Origin of the sequence: Flavobacterium sp. UBA5153 (assembly GCA_002413745.1) — a bacterium.
GTDB lineage: Bacteria > Bacteroidota > Bacteroidia > Flavobacteriales > Flavobacteriaceae > Flavobacterium.
Genome location: DHXP01000002.1, coordinates 1 through 2,863 on the forward strand (window position 1 = coordinate 1; position 2,863 = coordinate 2,863).

Sequence of the window (2,863 nt, forward strand, 5' to 3'; positions counted from 1 at the left end):
GTGGCAACAACAACAGCTAATATTACTGCTTTAGGAATCACAGGAACCTTCACAGCTGACAACAAGGTTTATAATGGAAATGCAGTTGCTGCAGTTCTAACCCAAACATTAAATGGAGTTATTGATCCAGATGTGGTAACCTTAACAGGCGGATCAGCAAGCTTCTCCGATAAAGATGTTGCCAATGGTAAAACAGTTACCTCTTCAGGAATGAGTTTATCGGGAGCGCAAGCCGGAAACTACAGTTTGACATCCGTAGGAACAACAACAGCAAATATTACTAAAAGAGACCTTACCGTGACTGCAACAGGAATCAACAAAGTATATGATGGAAATACAATGGCAAGTGTAACCCTTTCTACTAATAAAGTAAGTGGAGATGATGTAACTGCTTCTTATCTTTCAGCTTCTTTTGACAATCCTAACGGTTCTATTGTTGGTGTTAATAAGCCAATTACAGTAAATGTTATTTCAATCAGTGGTGCAGATGCAACTAACTATAATCTGTTGAATACGACAGCCACAACAACTGCAAACATTACTCAGGCTTCTACCACTCTAATGCTAACACTTAGTGGTTATCAAGTTAGATATATGGATAACCTGACTTATACAGCAGTAATTAAACCATTAAATACAGGCTCTCCACTAACAGGTTCGGTTACATTTAAAGTGATGCAAGGTTCAACTGTCATTACAACCTACACAGCCAATGTTGTTCCAATTCCAGGAGCTATGGATGGTTCAGTACAGGCAATGGTGATTAACCAGTTACCTGCAACCGTTATTCCGGGAAGTTATACTGTAACAGCTATGTTTACCAGTACCAATACGAACTATTCGAATAGCAATACCGATTCTAAAACACTCAAGGTAGATCCTAGAGATGCCTCTCCATACACTGCAACTGGCTTCTATGTAGGAGATGGCTTTGCCTGGACAACTGGGTCAAGTACAAGTACTGCAACTGTAACTATGGTAGCAGCCATTAGAGATGCAAATGTTCTAAAAGGTGATGTTCGAGGGGCAAAAGTTTCGTTCTATTTTGTAAACGGAACTACCTTAACGGCTATTCCAAGTGCACAAAATTTACCAGTTGGATTGATTGATGTAACAGACGGAAGTGTAGGTACTGCAAGTGCTATTGTTCAGTTAAATATTGGTTCGCTAAATTCGCAAAGCTTTCAAATAGCAGTAAAAGTTACCGGGGCCTATACGAATAATCCATGGGATGCGCTGTCTGAATCAATTGTTACTGTTTCAAAACCTGTAACCGGCGGATTCATTACTGGAGGCAGCAACATGACTAATAATCAAAGTTCGTCCGGATACATTAAGGGAGCTACTGGACAAAATACAGATTTCCAGTTTGATATGCAGTACACCAAATCAGGAACAAATCCGAAAGGAAAAGTGAATATTTTGGTTCGCAGTTATTATGACAGGACTGGTATCCTTGATTCTAAATTGCATACCTATTTAATCAGGACGAATGCAATTGCTTTGCTGGCTATAAGTACTCCATTATCAACCGGTACTTTCAGTGCTAAAGCAAATATGGAAGAACAACTTACCGATGGAACTGTTGTATCAGTTGAAAGCGGTGCTACCTTCCAAATGGTGGCATTCCAAAATGCTTGTAACCAACAAATAGCCATTACCTATTACAGAAAGGCAGGAGGTATTTGGTTCTCAAGTAACTGGGATGCATTAACTGCAAAATCAGTACTTCAACCGGTAAATTCAAAAAGTCAGGTTTTTGTTGCAGGTGGTGGCAATTGTTCAGTATCTGCTCCAGCTCCTACTGCTCGTACAATCTCCCCTGTTACTACTAAACAAGCAAAAGAAATACCAGTAGAACCAATTCTGTTCAATGTGATAGCCTATCCTAACCCAGCCAAATACCAGTTTACTTTAGTTGTCGAAGGTGGCAGCAGCGAAAAAGTAGAGGTAATGGTATATGACCTTTTGGGAAGAACCGTGAAACACATTGAACAAAGTGATGGTCAACCGATTCTATTTGGAGAAGAACTGCCAGTAGGTGCTTATTTTACCAAAGTCAGTCAGGGTACTTACCAAAAAACGGTACGATTGATAAAACAGTAAACCTATTTTTATAATAACAGTTCAAATCAAAGCCATCCCATAAAAGGGGTGGTTTTTTGTTTTAGAATGGCGAAAGCCTGTTTACACTTTGTCCTATATTTTAGTCCCAACTCTTATGTAAACTTACATTTCTTATAGGATTTAAAACTCGTCAGTACCTTATTTTAGTACTATCCTGATGATAAAACAAAAAGATATATATCTTTTATATAATTTCCATATATCTTTTTACTAAAAGATGTACGGGATTTCAGTATTTCCTGTATATCTTTTTATAACTTTGTCAGACTAAATTATTTTATAAACCTGCTCAATCTATTTGTATGTCAGTATCCTTCAAAATGGTGCCCAAGAAAAACAATTTGGTATCCCCTCCAGAAATAAAATACTATCCTTGCGCTGTCCATGATGGCGAGGATGATTTAGACAGTTTGGCCGACATCGTGGCTTCGCAATCTACCATCAGCAAAGCGGATTGTTATGGGGTAATTATAGCATTGACCAAGGCTATTGGCGAGTCATTGTCCGATGGACGCATCGTGAGGATTGACAGTTTGGGTTCATTCCAAATCACCTTGCAAGGTTTTCCAGCCGACACGCTTGAAGAATTAGGCAAAGCAAATATCAAGGGAGCCAAAATAATTTACAAGCCTTCACTGAATATGAAAAATAAGTTAAAGGTATTGACTTATAAAAGAGTTAGGTAAATATCTTATAGCTGTTATACCACTGTCTATTTCAAATTAGTCCAATAAAA

Annotated in this window: 2 protein-coding genes; both read left to right on the forward strand. The window is 38.3% G+C overall.

The window, feature by feature from the left end; translation table 11 throughout:
• On the forward strand, positions 1-2,106 hold a 2,106-nt coding region (locus B2145_RS00170; RefSeq protein ID WP_291096922.1), incomplete at its 5' end, for a YDG domain-containing protein.
• Between the two features lie 323 nt (positions 2,107-2,429).
• A complete protein-coding gene (locus tag B2145_RS00175) occupies positions 2,430-2,813 on the forward strand; it encodes an HU family DNA-binding protein (protein ID WP_291096924.1) in 384 nt (127 codons plus the stop codon).
• Positions 2,814-2,863: the final 50 nt, after the last annotated feature.

Excerpts from the sequence above, each read along its gene's own strand:
- B2145_RS00175 (WP_291096924.1), top strand. The coding sequence starts at position 2,430 with ATGTCAGTATCCTTCAAAATGGTGCCCAAGAAAAACAATTTGGTATCC.